The 22,837-nt window shown below is 51.7% G+C and carries 25 protein-coding genes and 3 tRNA genes; 21 read left to right on the plus strand and 7 right to left on the minus strand.

What is annotated here, in order from left to right:
- The first annotated feature begins 508 nt into the window (after nt 1-508).
- The 7 genes from BLP47_RS00255 (at nt 509) to BLP47_RS00285 (ending at nt 6,751) form a co-directional block, all read left to right on the plus strand.
- Complete coding sequence (locus BLP47_RS00255) at nt 509-1,492, plus strand: sulfurtransferase (RefSeq protein WP_091849248.1); 984 nt, start codon at nt 509-511, stop codon at nt 1,490-1,492.
- Complete coding sequence (locus BLP47_RS00260) at nt 1,492-2,721, plus strand: YeeE/YedE family protein (RefSeq protein ID WP_091849249.1); 1,230 nt, start codon at nt 1,492-1,494, stop codon at nt 2,719-2,721. The genes BLP47_RS00255 and BLP47_RS00260 overlap by 1 nt, the downstream gene beginning before the upstream one ends.
- A 7-nt stretch (nt 2,722-2,728) precedes the next feature.
- Nucleotides 2,729-3,217, plus strand: coding sequence for a redoxin domain-containing protein (locus BLP47_RS00265; RefSeq protein WP_157671246.1), 489 nt, complete (start codon nt 2,729-2,731; stop codon nt 3,215-3,217).
- Complete coding sequence (locus BLP47_RS00270; protein ID WP_091849256.1) at nt 3,218-4,072, plus strand: cytochrome c biogenesis CcdA family protein; 855 nt, start codon at nt 3,218-3,220, stop codon at nt 4,070-4,072. It begins immediately after the preceding gene.
- 84 nt (nt 4,073-4,156) lie between these two features.
- Entirely contained in the window at nt 4,157-4,690 is a 534-nt protein-coding gene (locus tag BLP47_RS00275; RefSeq protein ID WP_091849258.1) for a hypothetical protein, read from the plus strand.
- Between the two features lie 136 nt (nt 4,691-4,826).
- Complete coding sequence (locus BLP47_RS00280) at nt 4,827-5,519, plus strand: flavodoxin family protein (protein WP_091849260.1); 693 nt, start codon at nt 4,827-4,829, stop codon at nt 5,517-5,519.
- Nucleotides 5,520-5,527: 8 nt separating this feature from the next.
- Nucleotides 5,528-6,751: a bifunctional alpha/beta hydrolase/OsmC family protein gene (locus BLP47_RS00285; RefSeq protein WP_197672377.1), complete on the plus strand. Its 1,224-nt coding sequence runs from the start codon at nt 5,528-5,530 to the stop codon at nt 6,749-6,751.
- Nucleotides 6,752-6,775: 24 nt separating this feature from the next.
- On the opposite strand, the gene BLP47_RS00290 is transcribed toward BLP47_RS00285, so the two are convergent.
- A complete protein-coding gene (locus BLP47_RS00290) occupies nt 6,776-7,972 on the minus strand; it encodes an NlpC/P60 family protein (RefSeq protein ID WP_091849262.1) in 1,197 nt (398 codons plus the stop codon).
- Between the two features lie 130 nt (nt 7,973-8,102).
- On the opposite strand from BLP47_RS00290, the gene BLP47_RS00295 reads away from it, so the two are divergent.
- The 8 genes from BLP47_RS00295 to BLP47_RS00330 all read left to right on the plus strand — a co-directional run bounded on the left by BLP47_RS00295 (nt 8,103) and on the right by BLP47_RS00330 (nt 12,029).
- A tRNA-Glu gene (locus tag BLP47_RS00295) sits at nt 8,103-8,175 on the plus strand.
- 26 nt (nt 8,176-8,201) lie between these two features.
- Nucleotides 8,202-8,275, plus strand: a tRNA-Asp gene (locus BLP47_RS00300).
- A gap of 39 nt (nt 8,276-8,314) precedes the next feature.
- Nucleotides 8,315-8,387: transfer RNA gene (locus BLP47_RS00305), tRNA-Phe, on the plus strand.
- Nucleotides 8,388-8,405: 18 nt separating this feature from the next.
- On the plus strand, nt 8,406-9,266 hold the full coding sequence (locus BLP47_RS00310; protein ID WP_091849263.1) for a DMT family transporter: 861 nt from the start codon (nt 8,406-8,408) through the stop codon (nt 9,264-9,266).
- 24 nt (nt 9,267-9,290) lie between these two features.
- Nucleotides 9,291-10,937 (plus strand): MFS transporter, encoded by a 1,647-nt coding sequence (locus BLP47_RS00315; RefSeq protein ID WP_091849264.1) that lies wholly within the window; start codon nt 9,291-9,293, stop codon nt 10,935-10,937.
- A 64-nt stretch (nt 10,938-11,001) separates the two neighbouring features.
- Nucleotides 11,002-11,385 carry a CrcB family protein gene (locus BLP47_RS00320; protein ID WP_091849265.1) on the plus strand — a complete coding sequence of 128 codons (384 nt, stop codon included), beginning with the start codon at nt 11,002-11,004 and terminating at the stop codon, nt 11,383-11,385.
- The gene (locus tag BLP47_RS00325; RefSeq protein ID WP_091849266.1) at nt 11,382-11,732 is read left to right on the plus strand and encodes a CrcB family protein; all 351 of its coding nucleotides are present in this window, start codon (nt 11,382-11,384) and stop codon (nt 11,730-11,732) included. Before BLP47_RS00320 ends, BLP47_RS00325 begins: the two co-directional genes overlap by 4 nt.
- Before the next feature lie 72 nt (nt 11,733-11,804).
- A complete protein-coding gene (locus BLP47_RS00330) occupies nt 11,805-12,029 on the plus strand; it encodes a DUF3073 domain-containing protein (protein WP_091852741.1) in 225 nt (74 codons plus the stop codon).
- 274 nt (nt 12,030-12,303) lie between these two features.
- Here the strand turns inward: BLP47_RS00330 and BLP47_RS00335 are convergent, their stop codons facing one another.
- The 5 genes from BLP47_RS00335 to BLP47_RS00355 form a co-directional block, all read right to left on the minus strand.
- Nucleotides 12,304-12,675 carry a hypothetical protein gene (locus BLP47_RS00335; RefSeq protein WP_091849267.1) on the minus strand — a complete coding sequence of 124 codons (372 nt, stop codon included), beginning with the start codon at nt 12,673-12,675 and terminating at the stop codon, nt 12,304-12,306.
- A complete protein-coding gene (purM, locus tag BLP47_RS00340; protein WP_091849268.1) occupies nt 12,665-13,771 on the minus strand; it encodes a phosphoribosylformylglycinamidine cyclo-ligase in 1,107 nt (368 codons plus the stop codon). The genes BLP47_RS00335 and purM overlap by 11 nt, the downstream gene beginning before the upstream one ends.
- Nucleotides 13,764-15,230 carry an amidophosphoribosyltransferase gene (gene purF / locus BLP47_RS00345; protein WP_249883342.1) on the minus strand — a complete coding sequence of 489 codons (1,467 nt, stop codon included), beginning with the start codon at nt 15,228-15,230 and terminating at the stop codon, nt 13,764-13,766. The genes purM and purF overlap by 8 nt, the downstream gene beginning before the upstream one ends.
- Nucleotides 15,231-15,262: 32 nt before the next feature.
- A complete protein-coding gene (locus BLP47_RS00350; RefSeq protein ID WP_091849270.1) occupies nt 15,263-15,544 on the minus strand; it encodes a hypothetical protein in 282 nt (93 codons plus the stop codon).
- 335 nt (nt 15,545-15,879) lie between these two features.
- Nucleotides 15,880-16,212, minus strand: a complete 333-nt coding sequence (locus tag BLP47_RS00355) for a hypothetical protein (RefSeq protein WP_091849272.1) — start codon at nt 16,210-16,212, stop codon at nt 15,880-15,882.
- A gap of 136 nt (nt 16,213-16,348) precedes the next feature.
- On the opposite strand from BLP47_RS00355, the gene BLP47_RS00360 reads away from it, so the two are divergent.
- Nucleotides 16,349-17,029 (plus strand): response regulator transcription factor, encoded by a 681-nt coding sequence (locus BLP47_RS00360; RefSeq protein WP_172807158.1) that lies wholly within the window; start codon nt 16,349-16,351, stop codon nt 17,027-17,029.
- Nucleotides 17,026-18,309, plus strand: coding sequence for a HAMP domain-containing sensor histidine kinase (locus BLP47_RS00365; RefSeq protein ID WP_157671247.1), 1,284 nt, complete (start codon nt 17,026-17,028; stop codon nt 18,307-18,309). Before BLP47_RS00360 ends, BLP47_RS00365 begins: the two co-directional genes overlap by 4 nt.
- Here BLP47_RS00365 and BLP47_RS00370 read toward each other — a convergent pair.
- Complete coding sequence (locus BLP47_RS00370) at nt 18,306-18,638, minus strand: sterol carrier family protein (RefSeq protein WP_091849275.1); 333 nt, start codon at nt 18,636-18,638, stop codon at nt 18,306-18,308. The two genes, BLP47_RS00365 and BLP47_RS00370, sit on opposite strands and share 4 nt — an antisense overlap.
- A 166-nt stretch (nt 18,639-18,804) precedes the next feature.
- Here BLP47_RS00370 and BLP47_RS00375 point away from each other — a divergent pair, with 166 nt between their 5' ends.
- The 4 genes from BLP47_RS00375 (at nt 18,805) to BLP47_RS00390 (ending at nt 22,811) form a co-directional block, all read left to right on the plus strand.
- Entirely contained in the window at nt 18,805-19,110 is a 306-nt protein-coding gene (locus BLP47_RS00375) for a type II toxin-antitoxin system prevent-host-death family antitoxin (RefSeq protein WP_157671250.1), read from the plus strand.
- An 18-nt stretch (nt 19,111-19,128) separates the two neighbouring features.
- The gene (gene purD / locus BLP47_RS00380; RefSeq protein WP_091849277.1) at nt 19,129-20,352 is read left to right on the plus strand and encodes a phosphoribosylamine--glycine ligase; all 1,224 of its coding nucleotides are present in this window, start codon (nt 19,129-19,131) and stop codon (nt 20,350-20,352) included.
- Nucleotides 20,353-21,204 carry a phosphoribosylaminoimidazolesuccinocarboxamide synthase gene (locus BLP47_RS00385; RefSeq protein ID WP_091849278.1) on the plus strand — a complete coding sequence of 284 codons (852 nt, stop codon included), beginning with the start codon at nt 20,353-20,355 and terminating at the stop codon, nt 21,202-21,204.
- Nucleotides 21,205-21,275: 71 nt separating this feature from the next.
- Complete coding sequence (locus tag BLP47_RS00390; RefSeq protein ID WP_091849279.1) at nt 21,276-22,811, plus strand: SulP family inorganic anion transporter; 1,536 nt, start codon at nt 21,276-21,278, stop codon at nt 22,809-22,811.
- Nucleotides 22,812-22,837: the final 26 nt, after the last annotated feature.

The following is a 22,837-nucleotide window of genomic DNA, read 5'->3' on the forward strand; positions in this document are numbered from 1 at the left end:
GATCTGCGATTTCCGGAAATGACTAAGTCTCTTTCAAAATCGTTTGCGACATTATTTTGGCTGGTGCTGGGCATGCAATTTTTAGCGGAGGCGACTGAGACCACCATGGATTTGGGGGCCCGGCTTTTTTCATGATCTGGGGCCTCGCAGTCTCGTCGCAGGCATGCTCCTTGGGCTGCCACTTTTTCTATCACTGCGGCTGAATCCTAAAGATCCACCAAGGCAATTAATAATGGCCAACCAAAAATTCTCAGATAACTAGAGTCGCCTCAAGGAGCGAAAAAGCCACTTTCGATGCAGCTGACATGCGCCCGGCTCAAAAGCTTCATATCCCCGGTGTCTAGATGAATTTGATGTGAGCTCACTTAATGCTGCAGCCTGAAGGGTTCAATAGTTTCCAATTGTTTCCTTCTGTGTTGTTTTGTTACCCGCCAACTTGTGGCCCAGTGCCAGCCTTCATAGCCTTCAGGTGACTCATCAACTTTCCAATAATCGAAAGACGAAATAAATGACCACCTTCAAGAACTCTTCCAAGCTGCTAGGCCTCTTGGTCATTTCCCTCACCACACTTTCGGGCTGTGCCGCCACTTCAAACACCAGCGCACCAAATAGCTCGAGCGTTGCGGAGGTCGCAAGCGAGTATGAGCCGGGAGTCACCACCACAATCACTAATCAAGGCTTGGTTTCTCGGGATTGGCTCGAGGCCAATGCAACGGACCCCGATCTCGTAATTTTGCATATTGCTGCTGAGGAGGGGGTCTATGAAAGAGGCCACATTCCTTCGGCACGGAAGCTCGATTGGGCCACTGGACTCACCGGTGGTGCTGATCGAGGAATAGTCGGAAGGGCCAGTTTCGAAACTGTTGGCCGCGATTTGGGTATCAACCAGAATTCCAAGATTGTGGTCTATGGGGAGACCCACCAGCTCTATGCCACCTGGGCGGTTTGGGTCTTTAAGATTTATGGATTCAATAACGTCAGGCTTTTAGATGGCGGTCTCGCGAACTGGGAGGCAACCGGAGGGGAGCTTTCATTGCAGGTTCCAACTTTTAGTTCAGGGGACTTTTCACCTGGTGAGCCCAATTTGAACCTGAGGGCCTTTATCGAAGAGGTAGTTGTTGCGGCGAAGACCGGGGACTCTGACAACACCCTGATTGTTGACAATCGGTCACTCGAGTCTTACCTGGGCGAGGTTGAGTCCGGTGCCACTTTCGATGGTCACGTTCCTAGTGCTGAGAGCCTGTTCAGTTTCAGCCTCTTCACCGAAGAAAATACCTACCTTGATGCCGCCAACATAGCCGAAACCTATGAGGCGATAGGCGTCACCTCAGACAAAGAAATCATTCTGTATTGCGGAACCGGGCTGCTGGCTAGCGCTTCCTGGTTTGCATTGACCCAGGTTCTCGGGTTTGAGAACGTGAAGAATTACGACGGTTCATGGACCGAATATGGCAACGCCGAAAACGTCCCAATTGAATCGGCTGGGGCCTAATGGCGACCCAGCAGGCTGAACTGGCCAGTCCCGAAAGGACTGGGCCAGTTTGGACCAAAGCCGATAGCGTTCGATCACTAGTTGCCCTTGGGCTGATTGGCTTTTTAGTCTGGCTGGCCACCTGGTTAGCCGCTAGTGAAGACTTTGGTTCCCAGGCCTCGATCTCATTGGTTCTAGGGGCTGCACTGGGAATTGCGTTTGAACGTGGTCGCTTTTGTTTCTTCTGTATCTGGCGTGACGCAATAGATAGAAATTACAACTCTGGGCTGCTTGCTATCTATACCGCAATCGGGGTCGGAGCAATCGGTTACACCGTGCTTTTCGGAATCTTTCAGGCTGATCCCGCCAGGGGGCTTCCAACTGGAGCCCACATTGGTCCGGTGAGCATCGCCTTGGTAGTTGCAGCATTCGTGTTTGGACTAGGCATGGCGCTTTCTGGTGCTTGTATCTCTGGCCACATATATCGCTTGGCCGAAGGGTCGCTGCGCGCGATTGTTGCCTTATTGGGCACCGTAATCGGATTCTTCCTCGCCTATCAAAGCTGGAACCCGCTTTATAACCTCACTATCAGTGCCGCACCCACTATTTGGTTGCCCAGCTATCTTGGCTACGGTGGGGCACTGCTTTTGACTCTTTTAGTGCTTGGGATTCTGATTTACCTAGCGCTAAAACGGGCAGACCCCAAAGAAAATAAGGCAATTGCCCAAGCCTCTGCAACCCCAACTCAGCTCCGGGATAACCTTTTGAAAAAACGCTGGACACCCTGGGCCACTGGATCGATAGTGGGCTTGGTGGGAGTCGCGGCATATCTGCAAGTGGAACCGCTTGGCACTACTAGGCAAATCAACTCCTGGAGTCAAAATCTCGCATCCAATCTGAACATCCGCCCTGAGACATTGGAAGGAATGGATACTTTTGCCGGCTGTATTGCGGTGGTGGGTGAAATAATCACTAATAATGGCTGGCTAATTTTAGGTCTGTTTATCGCGGCACTCGCGGCGGCGATAGCGAGTAATAGATTCGGCTTCGAATCAATCACGATTGCCAACTCAGGGACGGCCCTACTGGGCGGAGTTATGCTCGGCTGGGGATCTTTCACCGCGCTCGGGTGCACGGTGGGAGTCCTTCTTACCGGCACTCAAAGTTTCGCCATATCCGGTTGGATCTTTCTGGTCTTCGCCTTTTTAGGAACCTTCCTCGGAGTCAAACTCAAACTGAATAGGATCTAATCTCGTGTTGAGAAAAAACATTAGTCGATTGATTGCGATGAGCACGCTGGCACTATTACTTGCAGGCTGTGCTGCAACCCTGCCGGGCAAAGATAGCGGCCAGCTTCCCGAGTTTTCAGCTCAGACTATTTCAGGGGAAAATTACTCGAGCGTTGAATTGGCAGATCGGGGGGCACTGATTTGGTTCTGGACTCCCTGGTGCGCGATTTGTGCCCAGGAGTCAGCAGACATTGTCGCCCTCACAGAGGCCAATCCAGATTTATTGGTTATTGGGATTGCCGGGTATGGATCTTCCGAAGAAATGGCAGCTTTCACCCAACGCACGAACACCGCGTACTTGACCCATCTGAACGATGAAACTGGCGCTCTCTGGTCTGCATTCCAGGTTCCCATTCAACCTTCCCTAGTGGCGGTAAATCGCCAAGGCGAATTACGCCTAAACATTGGACCCACCTCGGCAGGGGATTTGCAAGCGCTAGCTGACTGGGTCAAGTAGTTGCTCGAAATCAATCTCGCACTGGCTTTGACGGCAGGAATTCTTGCCACCTTCAACCCGTGCGGTTTTGCTTTATTACCGGCCTATCTGACCTCGATGATCCTTATCAAGGAGGAGCCCGGCGCAACCGCCACCGCCCCGTATTTTCGGGCCGTGAGGTTTGCTGTTGCTTTTTCCCTCGGGCTGCTTGTGATCTTCGCCGCCATTGGACTGCTGGTTTTCCCAATTTCCTACGCTATTCAGGAATGCCTGCCTTTTGTTACCGGGCTTATGGGGCTCGTGCTGATTGTTCTTGGAGTCCTATTACTTTGGGGCAAAAGTCCCATTATGGCTAAATTTCTAAATCCGAACATCGCTCCTGGCAGGTCATTCGTAACTCAATTTGGATATGGAGTTACCTATGCTTTGGCTTCGCTCTCCTGCACCATAGGGCCATTTTTGGCAATCACTACTGGGGCAGTCCAGCAACAAAACTTGATCCAACTTCTCGCCGTTTTCACTAGCTACTCGCTGGGGATGGCTGCGACTGTCTTTGTTTTAGCGACCATAACCGCTGCTGCCAAGCAAACAGTGCTCAAAAAAATCCGACAGGCTTATCCAATAATTGAAAAGGGCACCGCCTTGCTCTTGGTTGTCGTCGGAAGCTACTTCTTGCTCTACGCCTGGTATGAATTGCAGCTCTACCAAGGATTTAACTTTGAGAATCCGATCATCGAAGCGGTGACTAGGCTGCAGGGCCAGGTGGCGAGTTTTGCAGGAACCACCGGCCCATGGCCATTCCTTGTTATCGCTCTAGCTATTTTGCTGACAGTCACTTTTCTGAAACGCCGAAAGCATAAAACGCCTCTTGACTAATCAAATATTGGGTTGTGAGCTCTAACTAAATGTTTGTGATCCATTAGACAGCTTGGCAAATAAGACAAGCGAAGGATTATTACAATGAAAATTCAAGTGCTACACATCGCTGACTGCCCAAATTGGGAATCAGTAGGTCCGGTTTTAAAGGAGTTGATCCAGGAGCTAGGACTCACCAATCTGACCCCGACCTTCACTCTCATACGCACCCCGGAGGAGGCTGCCAAATATCGATTTGCCGGTTCGCCCACCATTCTGATCGACGGTAATGATGTTGTCCCGGGAGCGGAACCGACCATCGACTTGGCCTGCCGTGTTTACCATGACGGGTCGCGGATGGTTGGGTCGCCTACCAAAGCATCACTCCGCGAGGCCTTGCTCAGCGGCCTTGGTAATGCAGATATCCAGTCGATTAAGACCCCTGTGCACAAAACCAATCTGCCCAGGACTCTTTCGTCAATAGGGTCAGGGCTGGCTCTTTGGAAACGAAAAATTCCGCTTTGGGCCAGCTTGAACTGTGCGAACTTGGTGCGTGCACGAGCACCGGCCCAACAATTGGCCCGAAGTTTGCCACTCACCATGTGCTCCCAAAAACCCCACAGACAGCTGTCCAACTAGATTGCCGTTTCTTATTGTCAGACTTCGGTGCTACATTCAAAAATCCGGCCCCTAAATGGTTAGTGGGCCAGATAGAAAAATTTTCAAATACCGCTAACCTTTGGGACAAATCGCCGGAACTAGACCGGGGGCGGTAATGAGTACATTTACCAATTTGAAGGCTTTATTCGTTAATTGCACTCTAAAGCTCTCGCCAGAGCTTTCTCATACTCAAGGCTTGATAGACCTCAGCGCCAGGGTGATGGAATCTCAAGGTGTCCAGGTTGAGACACTTAGGCTCGTGGACCACACGGTTCCCGCCGGTGTATTTCCCGATATGACAAAGTACGGCCACGAAAAAGACGACTGGTTGGAATTATGGCCGAAGTTCCTTGAGGCTGATATTTTGGTGGTCGCAGGCCCAATTTGGCTTGGTGAAAACTCTTCTGCGATGCGAGTGTTGATTGAGCGGCTCTATGCGATGAGCGGGGAGATAAACGAAAAAGGCCAGTACCGCTATTACGGCAAAGTTGCTGGGACCCTGCTCTCAGGTAACGAAGACGGTCTGAAGCACTCAGCAATGAGCAACCTTTACGCTCTGCAGCACGTTGGTTACACAATCCCTCCCCAGGCAGATGCCGGCTGGATTGGGGGGATTGGGCCCGGTCCGAGCTATATGGACAAGGATTCCGGTGGCCCAGAAAATGAATTTGCCAACCGCAACACCACGTTCATGAGCTGGAACTTAATGCACCTAGCTCAGCTACTCAAGTCAAACGATTCTTACCCAAGACTTGGCAATTCTCGGGTCGATTGGGATAACGGGATTCGCCCGGGGTTTGCGCTCTAATGCGACCCGTGGACTTTGCGTTCCAGGGTTCAAAAAGCACTTTATCGGGAAGAATTTCTCACCCCGATAGTCAGTTGAGTGCGGTTGCGGTTTTTGCCCACTGCTTCACCTGCTCAAAAGAGATACCGGCTGTCAAAAGAATCACTTCACGGCTCAGTCACCATGGGATTGCGGTGATGAGCTTCGACTTCACGGGCCTGGGTCACTCGCACGGAAATTTTGCTGACACAAACTTTTCGACAAATGTGCTGGATTTAAAATTAGCCATCGAGCATCTGAAATCCATCGGCATGGCGCCGACCCTACTGATTGGACATTCCCTAGGCGGAGCTGCCGTGCTTCAGGTCGCTAGCGAGCTTTTTGAAATTCAAGCTGTAGTGACAATCGGGGCTCCATCAAACCCGAAACATCTCGAAAAACTGCTGGCGGGACATATCGCAGAAATTGCGGGTGAAGGAGAGGCGAAGGTCAGCCTCGCAAATCGCGAATTTGTCATAAAAGAGCAGTTTCTAAAAGACATTCAAGACTCGGAAATTTTGACCTGCGTTCGAAAAATGAAGGCGGCGCTGTTGATTCTGCATGCCCCATTGGATAACACCGTCGGGATTGAAAATGCTGAGGAGATCTTCCGAGCCGCACAGCACCCCAAGAGTTTTGTGTCACTCGATGACGCAGACCACCTTTTGAAAAAAGTCAGGGACAGCGAATATGTAGCCGACATTATTTCAAGCTGGTCCTCTAGATACCTAAACCTGCGCACTCCTAAAACTTCTCCCAATTCGGGCGACGGACCTGTGCTTGTCTCAGAGGTGGCAGCGGATAAGTTTCAGCAAGACATATTATTTGGTCAAAAGCACACTTTGTTAGCTGATTATCCCACTGATTTTGGTGGGCTGGACACCGGGCCGACCCCCTATCAGCTGATCGCCGCAGCGCTTGGTGCCTGCACCTCCATCACGATTCGGATCTATGCAAAGCGCAATAAGATTCCGCTAGTTTGCGTGAGCGTAGAAGTCACTCAAGATAAAAGACATGCGGAGGTTGACCCGGAAGGTATACCTACCTACTCTCACTTTTTAAGAAAAATAAGGCTCACCGGCCCGCTGACTTCCGAACAGCGAGAGTCTCTGATCGCAATCGCAAATAAGTGCCCTATTCAAGGGACTCTTGAAGCCATTTCACAGATCGAAACTATCGATGTCAGCTTGGAAGCCAGACCCCCGATGTCATAGCTGAGCACTCAGTTTCCGAATTACCTAAGCGGTAGGCCGGCCAGCGTAAGGAACGATTTCACCGTAGCGAACTGGAACAATGCGAACTGTTCTCGCCGGGTTAGGAGATTCCAGCATCATCCCATCGCCCAAGTAGATAGCTACGTGATACTTATCTCCCGAAAACGAACTCGACTGGGTCCACCAAATCAAATCGCCACGTTGAATCTGCTGGAATGGCACTAACTTTTCCTGGCTGGCAAGAACGTTAAATTGCGCAGTTGCCGAGTGCCAGCCGATATACACGCCAGTTGAGGCGTAGCTCTTCATTGTGATACCCGAGCAGTCCCAAACATTTGGCCCGGCCCCGCCAAGAACGTAGCGCTCTCCGAGCTGCTCAGAAGCAAAAGCGATTGCCGCTTCCACCTTCGCAAAATCTGGATCTCCAACGCTGTAAAGCTCCGGGGCGCTCGGAGCTGCCTTCACAAGGTTCTGTCTGCGCTCAGCCTCTAGACCTTCGCGCCGTTGGCGTTCTAAATCCGAGGCGGTATCGGTCAAAGAGGCCAATTGATTCATCATGCTGGCTCGCTCGCGCTCAGACTGATTTACCTTGGAGATTACCGCGTTTGCGGCGTCCTGAGCTTCTTGATAAAGCTTCTTGGCCCCCGCTTCTCGGTCCTGCAGTTCTGTTCTAGCGGCCGATAACTCATTGGCCAACTCTTTGGCTTGAGCTTGCTTATCAAGAGCTGCCTGGTAGATGGAGTCGGTTCGCTGGGCAATGATGCGCTGTGTGCCGAGCTGGTATAAAAGTTGCTCAGAGCTATCCGGGTTGAAAAAGAGTTCGAGAGAGGTATTTCCGCTGGTGCCCTGGCGATACATTCGAGCCACAATCTGGCCTAGCTGTTCTTGGGCCAGTGTTGCCTCATCTGCAGCCTCAGTAACCTTTTGCTCCAGGTCGGTTACCTTTGAAGACATGTCGTTCACTAACTTAGTGGCCTGGTTGAACTGCTCGTTTTTTACCAGTGCTACTTTTTCCAGAGCGTCCGCTTCTGATTGCAGTTCATCAAGAATTCCCTCAATGCGGGTGACCATCTGTTTTTTGGTTTGAACATTGGCCTTGGCGGTGGCCACTTCGGCGGCGGTGGGGTAGTCGGGAACTCCGTAGGCGGGGGATAGAGCGATGGTGCTGATCAGGACGCCAAGGCCGGCCAATGAGACCAGAACCTTATTTACCGAAGACAACCGCGCACCTACTTTCCTCACCAAATCCTACACAAAGTCTCAAGTATTACCTGAGAGTCAGGTTTGTGTTGCACAACATGCCAAAAATCCAGTAGTGTTTGCATCGGTGCTTCTGGAGTTGCCAGCTTCCGGCCCCATCGTTTAGTGGCCTAGGACGCCGCCCTTTCACGGCGGTAGCACGGGTTCGAATCCCGTTGGGGTCACTTGGTGATGCTAGTTGTACCGTTCTGGCCCTGTAGCGCAGTTGGTTAGCGCGCCGCCCTGTCACGGCGGAGGTCGCGGGTTCAAGTCCCGTCAGGGTCGCTTCGCATTATTTATATTGCGAATGGGGATCACTCTCCAGGCTCTGTAGCTCAGTAGGTAGAGCGAACGACTGAAAATCGTTAGGTCACCGGATCGACGCCGGTCGGAGCCACAGATTGGAAGGCGGATAGTGACCATAATCTTTGGTTTACTATCCGCCTTTTCCTATGGCTATGCGGATTTCGTAGGGGCACTCGCCGCAAAAAAAGTACGTGCCCTGACCGTAACCGTCTTCTCCTTCAGTGTTGGTCTCGCAATCGCGCTCATTGCCTCACTTTTTGTCGGCTCTGATTTCTCCTCAGAAACCCTGCGGCTAGGAGTGATGGCGGGAATTTGTTCTGCCATCGCCATCAGTTGTCTTTATCAAGCGCTGGCTCTCGGGCCGATATCAATAGTCAGCCCATTCACCGCCGTCTTGAGCGCGCTTGTGCCGGTGATAGTCGATGTTTCGTTGGGTCAAAAGCTAAGCGCCTTTGCGGGATTGGCGATAGCGCTGATTCTGATCGCAGTCGTATTAGTGGCTTTCGTGCCGGGGTCTAAGGTTCGATTGCCCTCGCTTCGGGCGACCCTCTATTCGGTTGCCGCCGGGCTGAGCTTCTCTGGGATATTTTTGATTCTGGATGCCACAGCTAAGGATTCCGGGCTCGGTCCTTTGGTGGTGATGCGAAGCGTGGGTGTAATTTTGCTGTTCTGCGCCCTGGTGGCAGTTTGGCTTAGAAACAGAAAAAAACCGTTTATTGAGACTGAAATCAAAAATCTCAAGCTAATAGGACTAATCTTTCTAGCTGGAACTGGTGACGTGATTGGAAACATTGCTTTTTTGGTGGCAACCCGGCAGGGAGCGCTCGCCATCGCGGCAGTGTTGACATCGTTATATCCGGTTGGAACTATTTTGCTGGCGCGAATCGTTTTAAAAGAACGAATTGCGCTTTCGCAAGCGGTTGGTATTGGAATCGCCCTGGGGGCATGCGTCCTTCTGGCTGTTGGCTAAAACTAAAAAGAAATCAGGTCACAAATGGCAAACCCTAAAAACCGCTGGATCGGTCTTGTTTTTATATCCCTTGCAATCTCACTGGTAATCATCGATGGCACCATCGTCAACACCATTTTCCCCGCTCTGATAAATGACCTTGGACTAAGTTCGACAGAGGTGCAGTGGGTCCAAGAAAGCTACGTTTTGGTCTTTGCCTCCCTGCTACTGGTTTGGGGGTCGGTTGCCGATCGGGTTGGTCGCAAACGACTATTGATGATCGGTATCGTGATTTTCATCGCTTCGTCGGTTTGGGCGGGTCTCACAGATTCAGCTTCGGCCCTGATTTTGGCCCGAGTCATTCAAGGTATCGGCGGCGCCATGGTGCTGCCGACCACTCTTTCATTGGTGAACGCGACATTCCAAGGCAAAGAGCGAGGCATCGCGTTTGCTGTTTGGGGGGCCACAATCGGCGGCATGGTGGCGGTTGGGCCAGTTCTGGGTGGCTGGCTGGCCACCGACTTCAGTTGGCGTTGGGCTTTTATGATCAATCTGCCACTTGGCGTTCTGATTCTCGTCGGGCTTTTGATATTTGTTCAAGAATCTAAGTCTCCTCAACGATCGGGCGGAATCGACCTTGTTGGAGCGGCCATCTCTGTTGTGATGTTCTCAACGTTGGTTTTTGGTCTTATCGAAGGCCGGGTCTATGGCTGGTGGGAAGTGAAGCAGAACAGCCAGTTCCAAATCGGCTCATTCACTTGGCAGGAGACTGGTCTATCGCCGGTGCCAGTCGCACTCGCAATCTTCTTGGTAACCGCAGTGATATTCGTATTCTGGGAACGTCACCGCGAAAAGCAACAAAAGAACGTGCTGCTTGATTTGGCACTGTTTAAAATCGGTTCGTTTAGAAACGGCTCGATTGCCGCATTGATTATTTCGATGGGTGAATTTGGAATTCTATTCGCAATCCCACTGTGGCTTCAGAATGTGCTCGGGCTAAGCCCAGTGTCTGCCGGTCTTGTGCTTCTTTGGCTTGCCGGTGGTGCCTTTGCGGCCAGCGGTGTCGGTGGAGCTCTATCGGGCAAGCTGCCTGCGGCGAGAGCAGTTCAGCTGGGAGTGCTACTCGAGCTAATTGGTGTTGCGGGCATCGCGATCTTCGCATCGGCCGAGACTGGCTGGGGCGTCCTTGCACCGTTCTTGTTCGTCTACGGATTGGGTATTGGTCTCGCAACCGCGCAGCTCACCGGGGTAATCATGGTGGATGTGCCAATGCAGAACATGGGTCAAGCCTCCGGATCACAGTCCACCGTAAGGCAGGTTGGTTCCGCCTTGGGTATCGCAGTGCTTGGCACCCTACTGTTCACCGGAACTCAAGCCTCGCTGGAGAACCGACTAGCTGATATTGACATTTCACAATCTCAAAGCACTTCAGTTGTTGAAAAAGTGGTTGATTCTGCCGGTTCTGCAATCCCGAGCCTCGAGGAAGGTCTCTTAGCGCAGCAGGTTTCAGCGGAGCTGGCGGCTCAGGTTACTAAGGCTGCCGGTGATGCTTTCACCGATGGTGCCAAGTGGGCAGCCTGGGCGGCAGCTGGGTTCTTATTCTTGGGCTTTGCTTCAACGTTTAATTTGGGTTCGCGATCAGAGAGAAAGCCACTCGCTAAAAAGCGAACACCACCCAACCCACCGGCCTAAGAATCTGGAATCAGTTTGATCGTTTGTCGAAATAGCTAGCTTGGTTCCAAAGTATTCTTAGAGGATGTCATTCAAGGTGCGCATGCTCGGCTACCTCTTTTTGGGTGGTGCGCTTGGTTCGATGGCCAGATATGTAATCTTTGAGGCAATGGAAGCGAGCTTTAGCTTCGCTCAAGCAGAAATATTTGCACTGGCATTTGTGAACCTCACCGGTTCTTGGTTTTTAGGATTGAGTGCTCGGTATCCGGGACTCCAGGCGCCTTGGTGCAGAAATCTTTGGGGCTTGGGTTTTTCTGGAGGGTTCACCACGATGAGTGGAATCACTCTTTTTATCGACAACCAGGGGCTGAACTGGCAGATTGCCCTGATGCTCTTTGCGGGGCTGTTGAGCTACGGCATCGGCTTTAGGCAGGGTCAATGGTTTTCAAGAAGACAGGCTAGAGCTTGAACATAAACTTCTTTACTGTTCTCCTGGTCGGCTTGGCTGGCGGTTTGGGGAGCGTGTTGCGGGTCCAGCTGACAAAGTGGGGTGGGGCCTTGCCATTTGGCGTGATCCTCACCAACACTCTTGCAGCCACTTTATTGGGTTGGCTCTTGAGCCTTCCAAGCATCCCACTTGAAACCTTTACCGCTTTATCAATGGGGCTGGCTGGGGGGTTGTCTACCTTTTCAGCGGTCTCAAAGGCGGCCTTTATTTTCTACCATCGCGGGCGACTAACTCAGGCGCTTTTGACTTTATTGACAAATCTTCTTATTCCACTGACCGCACTGATAGTTGTTGCTAGATTCGCCTGATAGCATTAGCGCCAAGATTGATTGCCCCGAGAGCGTTAGCACTTGGACCAGAAGAGAAAAAGGGGGTCCGCCATGGGGCGTGGCCGTCAAAAAGCTAAGAACACAAAAGTCGCACGCGATTTGAAGTACTTCAGCCCATCCACCGATTACTCTGCGCTCGAAGCTGAACTGAGCCATAAATCCTCCGATGCCAATGTTGAATACATCGATAAGTGGGCGGATCTTTATGATGACGAAGCTGAAGAAGTAGAAAAAGACGAAGTAGAAAAAGACAAGGTCGCACACGAGGACGACTAGGTTTTTTGTGCAAAACAGAATCACGTTTAGCGCTTTTTCCAGCTGACCAAAATCAGCCTATGAAGCCCGATTGTTGTCTGTCGAAATCCAGCTACACGGTAAACCCAGCGCAGCTTTTCTACCCGCCAAAATATGTAGATAGATGCTCTAGTGAGTCAAAAACCTAACGGCTTCGTAGGCAATCATGCGGGTGAAGCTAAACCCCCGAGAAGAGTGGCTTGACTCAAAAGGGGTGAAAAGAAGCTAGGGACTTGGTGGCTATCGGAATCTCTATTTACCAAGCAGTGGCCCCAACCACCACGCCAATTAATAAATCCAAATTGATGCGGTCATACCGATAGTCCTCGGTCATGGAGAATGACTCACCATCCTCAGTAGCGATTCTCACCGTAATTTCTTTTTGGGCGATGTAATCCCTGGCGGCCTGAGCGGTCATGCCAACCACCTGGCAGGCGACCAACTTGGTGGCAACATGCTGCTCAGACTCTTGGTCGGGATTCGGGTCTTCAAAACAAAGCGGGTTTGGTTCGGCACGAACCACACCCACCTCGGCGCTATTTGCCCCGCCAATCACTCCCAACACAAAAGCTATCGAGGCTAATAACAGGCCGAGAATTGCAACTACCGCCGTGGACTTATTTTTCATAATTACCTACCAAGCGAACCGCGCCGCCCTTTACGCCCTTGGCTTCTGAGGTGTAGCCCGGAAGCTCCGCATCGCTAGGGGTTGGCTCGATTACCCCAAGCTCCCAAGTGTGAATACCTAAGTTAGCAATCGCACTTGAAATTTCCTGAGCGAAATCTTTGCGCACCACCACGGCAAATCCTAAACCTAGGTTCCAGGTCTCTTCAAGCTGAGTGAGCTCATAACCACCCCACTGAGCCAATACTCGAAACACGCTCTCTGGGTTCCAGCTGGCCCTATCGACATCGAGCGAAACCGTATCGGGTAGGACCCGAGAGAGGTTTGCGGCAATGCCGCCGCCGGTGATGTGGCTCATGGTCGAGATCTGGTTGTCAAATCTCGGGTCAGCCAGAATCTTGTTTAGAACTCCGGTGTAGAGCCTTGTTGGCTCCAAGAGCTTCTCACCCAAGGTGGTAGCAAACTCATCGATATGATCGGCGTAGCTAAATTTTTTATCCGCAACAATCTTGCGCACTAAAGAATATCCATTTGAGTGCAGGCCGCTTGATTCAAGACCCAGCACCACATCGCCGACCTGAACCCTTGCGGCTCCAAGGAGTTTAGATTTTTCAACAACCCCAACCGCAGCTCCCGCGACATCGTATTCATCGGGCTCTAAAAGCCCTGGGTGCTCGGCTGTTTCGCCACCAATGAGTGCCACGTCAACCGCTTGGCAAGCTTCAGCAATACCGCGAACTATGTCTGCGATTCTTTGTGGCACAAGTTTTCCGGTTGCGATGTAATCAGTCATAAATAAGCTGCGAGCGCCGATAACCACAATGTCATCTACCACCATGCCGACCAAATCCTGCCCAATGGTGTCGTGCTTATCGATGGCTTGCGCGATAGCCACCTTGGTGCCGACCCCATCGGTTGAACTAGCAAGAATTGGGTGGTCAAAATCTTTCAGGAACTTGGCATCGATCATGCCGGCAAAGCCCCCAAATCCCCCAAGCACCAGATCGTTGTGAGTGGCGGAAACGGCTTTTTTCATGAGCTCTACGGCTTTATCCCCAGCCTGAGTGTCAACCCCGGAATCCGCGTAGGGGTTAGTCATCTACGTGCACGTGCTTTTCCTCGTGGATGGTTGCTACCCCACGCTCCAAAAGATTCTTGCCCATTCGATCTGCTGCTGGAAGCTCAATCGGGTAGTTGCCGGTGAAGCACGCGGTGCACATGTTGCTTTCCTTTTGGTTGGTTGCAGCAACCATGCCGTCTTTTGAAAGATAGCCAAGTGAATCGGCCCCTAAAGATTGCCTCACCTCTTCAACCCCGATACCTGCGGCGATTAGCTCTGCCCTTGAAGCAAAGTCGATGCCATAGAAACAGGGCCAGGTGATTGGCGGGCTTGAGATGCGAACGTGGACCTCGGCGGCACCGGCCTCTTTGAGCATCTTCACGAGTGCCCGCTGGGTATTGCCACGAACAATCGAGTCATCCACCACGATCAAACGTTTTCCCGCAATTACCTCGCGAAGCGGGTTGAGCTTGAGCCTGATGCCGAGTTGCCGAATGGTTTGTGAGGGCTGAATGAATGTTCTGCCCACATATGCGTTTTTAACTAGGCCGTGACCAAATGGAATGCCGGATTGTTCGCTAAAGCCAATTGCTGCCGGAGTGCCAGACTCCGGGGTTGGAATGACCAGATCCGCCTCGACCGGATACTCCTTAGCCAGGGTTCTACCCATCTCAACCCTTGCCTCATAAACCACTCGTCCTGCAATCGAAGTGTCAGGCCGAGCCAAATAAACATATTCAAAAATACAACCGGCTCTTTTGGGAGTCGCAAAACTGGTTGAGCGAAGGCCATTTTCATCAATGGCGATTAGCTCGCCAGGCTCGATCTCGCGAACATAAGAAGCGCCGACAATATCAAGTGCCGCGGACTCCGAGGCAACCACCCAGCCGCGCTCCAGTCGGCCCAGAACCAGTGGCCTGACCCCCTGGGGGTCTCTGGCTGCATACAGTGTGCCCTCATCCATAAACACCAAGCAGTAGGCGCCCTTAACAAGCGGCAGCAGCTCGAGAGCTGTCGCCTCCAAAGAGGAGTCGGGGTTGCCGGTCAAAAGCGCCGAGAGCACCGCAGTGTCGGTGGTGTTTCCACCGCGCAGTTCCGACTCGTGATTCGGATAACGCTTCTCTAATAATTCAATCAATTCAGCAGTGTTGGTCAGATTCCCGTTGTGACCAAGTGCGACGGTGCCGTAAGCGGTTCTACCTAAAGTTGGCTGGGCGTTTCTCCAGGCCGATGCTCCCGTTGTGGAGTAGCGAGTGTGTCCCACCGCGATGTGACCCTTGAGAGACTCGAGGGTGGCTTCATTGAACACCTGCGAAACCAGGCCCATGTCTTTATAAACCATGATTTTTTCGCCAGTTGATGTTGCGATGCCGGCAGATTCCTGACCGCGGTGCTGAAGTGCGTAAAGACCGAAATACGTCAGCTTGGAAACTTCTTCACCGGGGGCCCAAACTCCAAAGACTCCGCAGGCATCCTGCGGGCCTTTCTCGCCGGGCATCAAATCATGGTTGAGTCTGCCGTCCCCGCCCACTACTCGGTTACCTTATTCGCGAGGGCTCGCTTGGCTCTGCGAGAAGTTGTGAGGTCAAAAATAATAGAGAAGGCCACGCCTAAGCCCAGACCCAGACTGCCAAGTGCGAGCAGTAAAAGACCAAAAATATTCGCGCTTGAACGATTCGCTTCTGGAATTAGCAGAAACAACACAACTGCAAATGCGGCGCCAATCGCAGCTCCCGTGAGGGCCATTGGCAAAACCTTTGGTGCACGGCGTATCTCAACCTCTTCGGGCTTTTGATTTTCTGATTCGGTCACACGTGTATTAAAGCGTAGAAAGTTGGTATTGACCAACTTCGATTGCTGAGCTCACTTGTCTCATAGATAAACATAAGCATTTAGGAATCTGACGCCCATTGCACCAAAGTTTGGCCCAGCTTGACAGCGTTATTAGATTCAAGCCCAGATACCTTGAAGGGCTTCATTCCTAGACACACAGTGGGTTGCGACTTGAGGCTCTTATAAAAAAGCTCAGCTCACCGCAAGATTGAATCGGGATCTATTCGAAAAGCCTTATTTTCAATCCCAGGATTAAAAAAACTTAGCGCCCCCAATTCTGGAGGCGCTAAGTTCTCTTAGAAATTGCCTAGCGACTAGTTGACACCTGCATCATCAGCAGTTTCGGTGCCAGGAGCTTCTGTGGCTTCGTTAGCGTCATCGGCAGTTTCGGTGCCAGGAGCCTCGTTGGCTTCGTTAGCGTCATCGGCAGTTTCGGTGCCAGGAGCTTCTGTGGCCTCGTTAGCGTCATCGGCAGTTTCGGTGCCAGGAGCTTCTGTGGGGGTCGCTGCTGCAGGAGCTACGACAGATACTGGTGCCACCTCGACCTGAGATGCAGCGTTGGCACCACCAGCGACCGTAACTAGAGCGACGGTGCCCAAAATTGCGGCGGCGATAGTTGTGGATAGGACCTTCTTGTTCTTTTCCATGATTCCTCTTTCTCGAACCGAGTTCTTCTGAACTGGTTACACAAAGATGCGCCTGAATGCTGAAGCGAAACTGAAGTGGGCCAATGCTGCAGAATATCTTCAGGGAGTCTTCAGTAATCTGTTAGAAAGTGAACATATGAGTCAAGCACCTTCCCGAGCAAGAATTCTTCTAGTTGAAGATGAGGTCGACTTAGCCACAGAAATTCATACCGCGCTCACCCATGAAAAATATCTCGTCAAGACGCTCCACGATGGGCAACAGGCGATGGATTTCATCACACAATTTCGACCCGACCTGGTGCTTCTTGACATAATGCTTCCTTCGCTAGACGGGCTCAAAATTGCAGAGGGAACGATCAAGAAATTCGGGATCCCGGTGATATTTATGACAGCGAGGGATAGCGCCTTGGATCGCATTTCAGGGTTGCAAATTGGTGCCGACGACTACATCTCTAAACCTTTTCTGCTGGCTGAGCTCCTGCTGAGAATTAAAGCGGTGCTGCGAAGAGTCGGTTTAGCAGAAGCGCCCCTCGAAATTTCCTCTCTGGTAATCAACCCCAACGAACAATCAGTGACGGTCTCAGGTAATGAGCTGGAACTAACTGCCACCGAATACCGACTGTTGGTCGAACTGGTTCGGTCAAAAGGAAAAGTGCTGTCGAAAACCTTCCTATTGGCTCAGGTCTGGGGTTATGACGCGTTCGACCCCAATCTGGTGGAAGTGCACCTCAGTTCATTGAGAAGAAAACTCGCCAAACTTGGGCTCACAGATCTAATTCAGACTCGGCGTGGCCTTGGTTATTTGGTCAAGGCGTGAAAACTAAGTCTCTTACTAGGCGAGTGTCGCTCACCGCCTTCGCCGCGGTAATAACGATTGGCCTGGTGCTGATAACCATCCTGGCACTCTCGATTGGCCCAGCCAGCCAGCGGGCTCTGGTGGAGCAAATGAAGACCCAAGCCGAAACCGCTCTAAACCTTGACGGCCAACTTAGCGTCGAACAAATAGCTGAGACGATAGCCAGGCCTGGAACGGCCGTGACGATAACTGAGAATGAGGTCCACGAAAGCGCAGAGGCGCTCTTTGTTTCTGTTGATAGCGAGACCGATGTGGCCACGGTCGAAGTCTTCCTCCCAAAATCAGAGGCAAGCCTGGTGCTCACTGCATCCAATCAACAGGCCAGTAGCGTTTCGATGCTGGTGCTTGGTATCGGGCTGCCTTCGATCGTGGTTTTAGCCCTATTAATCTGGCTCGTGCTTGGATTTGCGATGCGTCGGGCGATGCGTCCGCTTGGCGAAATGACCGCTTTGGCTGTGGATATTGCCAGTGGTCAACGAGGTGTGAGGTTGGAAATATCTGAGCCTGAGAATGATCTTGGGGTAACCGGAATAGCTTTGAACAAGATGTTGGACAATCTTGAAGGAGCCCTAAATATGGCCGAGGATGCCCGTCAATCGATTCGCCAAATGTCCTTGGATGTTGCTCACGAACTAAAAACACCATTGGCGACGATTGTTTCAAGCGCTGAGAATTCGATGCGCAGCGCCAGCGAAGAAAATCAAAAACAACTTGTGACTGTCATTCGAGAGGCAAGGCGAGCCGGGAGAATTATTGGCACCCTCACCCAGCTTCAGGCAATTGAAGAAGGCGGGCGGGCGGAAACCTTCCCCGTCACCTTCGACATCTCAAGACTCCTACGGGAGCTCGCCTCAGATTTACCCGAAGTGGAGTTAGAGCTGGGGAAAAAGGAAATCATGGCCTTTGCTGACGAACACCAGGTCGGTCAGATTCTTCGAAACCTTTTGGAGAACGCACTAATCCACAAAACAAAGAGGGTTGTTTTGGAGCTAACCGGGTCAGCAGAAACCGTAACGGTTCGCGTTTCAGATGATGGCCCAGGAGTCATTGAAGCTGATAGAACTCGGATCTTCGATCGGTTCGTAAGGTTGGACTACTCTCGGTCTCGAAATAAAGGCGGGTCTGGATTAGGGCTGGCAATTTCAAAGGCTTTGGCCCATGCAAATGGTGCCGAGTTGTGGTGCGAGGAATCGGACCTCGGTGGCGCTCGCTTTGTGCTGAAACTTAATGCGAGGCCCTAGTCAAATACCGCCGCCACCTCTAGAGCCATCACCCCTGAAAGTGATATTCGACCAGCCTGCAGCTCTTGGGGGAAATTCGTTTCTTTCAGACACAACGCTATAAAGACCTCGGGGCCCATTTCCACGACGTTCGGCGGCGTGCCGCGGCGGTGCTCTTGACCCTGGATGCATTGAATGGCGCCATAGGGCGGAACCCGCAACTCCACGCTGCCACCGCGGTGACGATCTTCGATTCTCTGAAGCAAAAACCTAACCGCTGTTGGCAGCTGGTTTGCTAGGTCGGCAATTGCAGCATTGCCCGCTTCTGGTGGAATGCGCCTAGTACCCATGCCGTAATTATCCACCTAACAAATCCGGCGCCGGTTCCCAACAAATCCCGAGAAGCCTGAAAAGCCAAGACTGAAGCTTGCCGAGCTATTTACACGCGCTCTTCTTATTAGTGTTTTTATACGTAGAAAACTACTAATTTAAGGGGGTGGAATAAATAGAAGGATTTTGGAAAACAGGGTCTCGGTTACAGATTTATCAAAAAACCCCTCTGCGACGCTCAGAAAGACCCAAGCGGGTGCCACTCAATTCGTGGTGAAAAACAATCAAGTTGTCTCAGTACTGATGAGCATCGAGCTCTATAAGGCCATCGAAGAACTATCGGATGTTCGGCACACAAAACTGGACGAATCGGACTGGGCCTCGATAATTGACTACGCCGAAACTGTAATTGCCGCAAGGCGTGCAGAGCTTGTTGATTCAAGTTATTGGGTCACGTTGGAAAACCAGTCGAGTGACTCAGGCGAGGCCTAAAAGACTAAACTCACATAAATGAAAATCCTCCTCCTTGGCTCAGGAGCTAGAGAGCACGCCATCATCAAGGCGCTTATCAGAACTGGCAGTGAGGCCGGAAGCATTATTTGTGCTCCAGGCAACGATTTGATTGCTTTAGAGGTGGAGATCAAGGCGGGGATTGACCCAAATAACACCTTCGAAGTGGCCTCCCTCGCCCTTGAGGAAGCAGTGGATTTAGTTGTAATTGGCCCGGAGGCACCCCTGGTATTAGGGGTTGCCGATGCCCTTAGGTCCCAGGGCATCGCGGTCTTTGGACCCGATCAGGCGGCGGCTGCACTTGAGGGCAGCAAAAACTTTGCTAAAGAAATCATGGCCCAGGCCGATATCCCAACCGGAATGGCCAATAAGTGCAGCACTCTGGAAGAGGTCGCCGCGGCACTGGATGACTTTGGCGCGCCGTATGTTGTGAAGGCCGACGGGTTAGCTGCGGGCAAGGGAGTTATTGTCACACAGGATAGGGAGCTGGCTCTCGAGCACGCAGCCAAATTCATCCACGATGGCATTTTGGTTGAAGAGTTTTTGGATGGCCAAGAGGTGAGCCTGTTCTTTTTGTCTGATGGCAAAACAGTGATGCCGCTATCTCCAGCCCAGGACTATAAACGAGCGTTTGATAATGATGAAGGACCGAACACCGGAGGCATGGGGGCATACTCTCCCGTCCCCTGGCTTCCCGAAGGCTTCGTCGAAGAGATAACGAAAAGAGTGGCGGAGCCCACAATTATCGAAATGGCCAAAAGGGGCACCCCGTTTGTGGGATTGCTTTACTGTGGGCTAATTCTCACCGAACGCGGCACCAAGGTTATTGAATTCAATGCAAGATTTGGTGACCCAGAGACTCAGGTCGTATTGCGCAGATTGCAAACCAACCTGGCCGATCTTTTAATGCGAGCCGCCACTGGCAAATTAGACGTCGGCCCGGTTGCCGAGTTTTCAGATTATTGCGCGGTGACGGTGGTGCTGGCGTCGGAAGGGTATCCCAATTCAGTTGCCGAAGTTCGTGAGGTCACAGGGATTGCCCAAGCGGAAGCAATTGATGATGTTGAGGTCTGCAAGGCTGGCCCAATCGGCCGAGTGCTCTCGGTGGTGGGATATGCACAAGGCTTCCAAGAGGCTCGCACGCTGGCCTATGAGGGCATGGCGAGAATCCATTTAGCAGGCGGTCACTTCCGGAACGACATAGGTCTGAAGGTGAGTCACTAATTGGAGATTCCCGGCTTTAGACATATATATTCAGGCAAGGTTAGGGAACTATACGAGCCAATAAACCCAGATTTTTCGCACTTGGTTTTGATTATTGCAACCGACCGAGTCAGCGCATTCGACCACATTTTGGAGCCAGAAATTCCTGGCAAAGGAGAAAACCTAACCGCCCTCACAAACTTCTGGTTCGATTATTTAGAAGATAAAAATCACCGCTCGAGTGAGCTCGAGGTGCCCGAGTATCTGGCGGGCCGCGGCATGATCGCTAAGCGCCTGCAGATGTATCCGATTGAGTGCGTGGTGCGCGGCTACCTATCGGGTTCCGGTTGGTTGGAATACCAAGAATCAGGAGGGGTTTGTGGCATTGAGCTACCCGCGGGCCTGCAGTTTGGCGACCGGCTCCCGCACCCAATCTTCACCCCCGCCTTCAAGGCAGCCCAGGGCGATCACGATGAGAATATATCGTTTGAGAAAACCATTGAGCTGGTAGGTGCCGCGATTGCAGAGCAGCTAAGAGACGCCAGCATCTCGATATTTATCAAAGCCAGCCAAAAAGCGGCACGCGCCGGGATAATTTTGGCCGATACCAAGTTTGAGTTTGGAAATGACCCGAAGACCAACTTATTGACCCTGGGAGATGAGGTGCTTACCCCCGACTCATCAAGATACTGGTCCAAGGAGCTCTTTGATCAGGGCATTAGAAACCAGAGCTTCGATAAGCAAATCATTAGAAACTGGCTGTCGGCGAATTGGGATAAATCCGGCACTCCACCGGCATTACCAAGTGAGATTGTGCAAGAAACTGCCAGTCAGTATGAGCTTCTCAAAAAATTAATAACCTCAGTTTCCTAATGCCTTGCTAGGTTAGAGACATCTAGGCGCAGTGTGGTGCCGCATAATTTACTCGGCAATCAAAGGCCCCTATGAAGAATCTTAAAACTCAGTTCGCTCTGCTATTTAAAGCAACCGATCCCAGGTACCGGCCAAGGCCCAGTGTTAAAGAGGCCCTTAGAAACCCAAAGATCTTGCTCAGGGAGGTGCTCGCAGGGCTCGTCGTGGCCCTTGCCTTGATACCAGAGGCAATCTCATTCAGCATCTTGGCTGGGGTTGACCCAAGGGTGGGGCTCTTCTCTTCGTTTGTAATGGCAATCACAACTTCAATTTTGGGTGGCCGGCCGGCTATGATTTCGGCTGCCACTGGAGCGGTTGCGCTGGTGATTGCCCCGGTGGCAAGAGATTACGGCCTAGATTATTTTTTGGCCACCGTAGTTCTGGCCGGTATTTTTCAGTTATTACTCGCGGCAATGGGTGCGGCAAAGCTCATGCGCTTTATCCCGCGCAGCGTGATGATCGGCTTTGTTAATTCGCTAGCCATTTTGATTTTCTTGGCGCAATTACCGCACCTTTTAGGGGTTCCGCTAGCGGTCTATTTCTTGGTCGCACTTGGAATCTTGGTGATGGTGTTCATGCCAAAACTGACCAGGGTGATTCCAGCTCCCCTGGTGGCCATTGTTTTGGTCACGGCCATCGTGCTTCTGACTGCGATTCAGGTTCCGAGAGTGGGCGATGAGGGAGAGCTACCCCAGACCCTCCCTGAATTACTGATTCCAGATGTGCCAATAAACCTGGAAACCTTCAACATCATCGCCCCGTATGCCCTGGCCATGGCCTTGGTTGGGCTACTGGAGTCGCTGATGACCGCAAAGTTGGTTGATGAAATAACCGATACCCACTCGCACAAGACCAGGGAGTCATTTGCTCAAGGAGTAGGAAACGTACTTTCGGGCATCTTTGGGGGAATGGGTGGCTGCGCAATGATTGGCCAGACCATGATTAACGTCAAGGCCTCCGGCGCCCGAACCAGAATCTCGACTTTCCTAGCGGGTGTGTTTTTACTCTTGCTGGTGGTGGGGCTCGGCGACTTAGTTGCCCAGGTTCCAATGGCGGCACTTGTTGCCGTGATGGTGATGGTTTCGGTCGGAACCTTCAATTGGCACAGCATTTTGCCTAAGACTCTGGCGAGAATGCCAAAGTCGGAGACTGCGGTCATGCTGGCCACCGTCGCGGTTGTGGTTTATAGCCACAACCTAGCTATTGGCGTAATAGTGGGTGTGGTGTTTGCAATGGTTGCCTTTGCCAGAAGGGTTGCCCACTTCGCCAGTGTCACAAGAACCGTTGGCGGCTCGGGGCAAACTGCTGCAGCTTTATACACCGTAGAAGGCGAGCTATTTTTCGCATCAAGCAATGATTTGACCACGATGTTTGAATATTCCGAGGACCCCAAGAACATTGTGATTGATGTCACCAACTCCCACTTCTGGGATGCTTCAACGATTGCGGCTATTGATTCGATAACAGAAAAGTACGAAGGCTTGGGCAAGAGCGTCTACATCAGAGGCATGAACGAAGCCAGCAAAAAACTCCACACACGACTTGCAGGAACGTTCATGAACGAATAGTGTCAGGGACTTTGGTTAGGCTTTTT

Origin of the sequence: Candidatus Aquiluna sp. UB-MaderosW2red (assembly GCF_900100865.1) — a bacterium.
Classification (GTDB): Bacteria; Actinomycetota; Actinomycetes; order Actinomycetales; family Microbacteriaceae; genus Aquiluna.

Coding starts and splice junctions, on each gene's coding strand:
- BLP47_RS00255 (WP_091849248.1), top strand. CDS start 509: ATGACCACCTTCAAGAACTCTTCCAAGCTGCTAGGCCTCTTGGTCATT.
- BLP47_RS00260 (WP_091849249.1), top strand. CDS start 1,492: ATGGCGACCCAGCAGGCTGAACTGGCCAGTCCCGAAAGGACTGGGCCA.
- BLP47_RS00275 (WP_091849258.1), top strand. CDS start 4,157: ATGAAAATTCAAGTGCTACACATCGCTGACTGCCCAAATTGGGAATCA.
- BLP47_RS00280 (WP_091849260.1), top strand. CDS start 4,827: ATGAGTACATTTACCAATTTGAAGGCTTTATTCGTTAATTGCACTCTA.
- BLP47_RS00315 (WP_091849264.1), top strand. CDS start 9,291: ATGGCAAACCCTAAAAACCGCTGGATCGGTCTTGTTTTTATATCCCTT.
- BLP47_RS00320 (WP_091849265.1), top strand. CDS start 11,002: ATGTCATTCAAGGTGCGCATGCTCGGCTACCTCTTTTTGGGTGGTGCG.
- BLP47_RS00330 (WP_091852741.1), top strand. CDS start 11,805: ATGGGGCGTGGCCGTCAAAAAGCTAAGAACACAAAAGTCGCACGCGAT.
- BLP47_RS00335 (WP_091849267.1), bottom strand. CDS start 12,675: ATGAAAAATAAGTCCACGGCGGTAGTTGCAATTCTCGGCCTGTTATTA.
- purM (WP_091849268.1), bottom strand. CDS start 13,771: ATGACTAACCCCTACGCGGATTCCGGGGTTGACACTCAGGCTGGGGAT.
- purF (WP_249883342.1), bottom strand. CDS start 15,230: ATGCCCGGCGAGAAAGGCCCGCAGGATGCCTGCGGAGTCTTTGGAGTT.
- BLP47_RS00355 (WP_091849272.1), bottom strand. CDS start 16,212: ATGGAAAAGAACAAGAAGGTCCTATCCACAACTATCGCCGCCGCAATT.
- BLP47_RS00360 (WP_172807158.1), top strand. CDS start 16,349: ATGAGTCAAGCACCTTCCCGAGCAAGAATTCTTCTAGTTGAAGATGAG.
- BLP47_RS00370 (WP_091849275.1), bottom strand. CDS start 18,638: ATGGGTACTAGGCGCATTCCACCAGAAGCGGGCAATGCTGCAATTGCC.
- purD (WP_091849277.1), top strand. CDS start 19,129: ATGAAAATCCTCCTCCTTGGCTCAGGAGCTAGAGAGCACGCCATCATC.
- BLP47_RS00390 (WP_091849279.1), top strand. CDS start 21,276: ATGAAGAATCTTAAAACTCAGTTCGCTCTGCTATTTAAAGCAACCGAT.